Source organism: Robiginitalea marina, assembly GCF_024006985.1.
Classification (GTDB): Bacteria; Bacteroidota; Bacteroidia; order Flavobacteriales; family Flavobacteriaceae; genus Robiginitalea; species Robiginitalea marina.
This window is the reverse complement of the sequence record NZ_JAMXIB010000037.1, coordinates 1-401: the sequence shown is the minus strand read 5'-3', so window position 1 is coordinate 401 and position 401 is coordinate 1. Positions and strand designations below refer to the sequence as shown.

The 401-nt window shown below is 64.3% G+C and carries 1 protein-coding gene; it reads right to left on the bottom strand.

All coding sequences use genetic code 11. The annotated features are described in order from the left end of the window. On the bottom strand, positions 1–401 hold a 401-nt coding region (locus tag NG653_RS14660; protein WP_252742458.1), incomplete at both ends, for a hypothetical protein.

Here is a 401-nt window from a genome sequence, read left to right as displayed (position 1 = left end):
TCCGTAAAGTCATACGTGCCGTCCCCGTTGTCCACCAGGGAAACGGTGCCTGCCGCTGCGTTGATCTCATCGATGGCCGCCTGTACGTCCGTGGCCGCAAGGCCGCTGGCCGTGTTGTCATACGGGTTGCTGGCCGCCGTGGTGCTGATCACCTGCGTGGCCCCGCCCTCATCCGTGTAGGTGTAGGTGCCGTCACCGTTGTCCACAAGGGTGGAAAGCGAGGTGTCGGCAATGGTCGTCACATTCCCGCCGGCATCCGTAAAGTCATACGTGCCGTCGCCATTGTCCGTCAGGGACACCGTGCCGGCCGCCGCGTTGATCTCGTCGATGGCCGCCTGTACGTTGGTGGCCGCCAGCCCGCTGATCGTGTTGTCATACGGGTTGCTGGCCGCCGTGGTGCT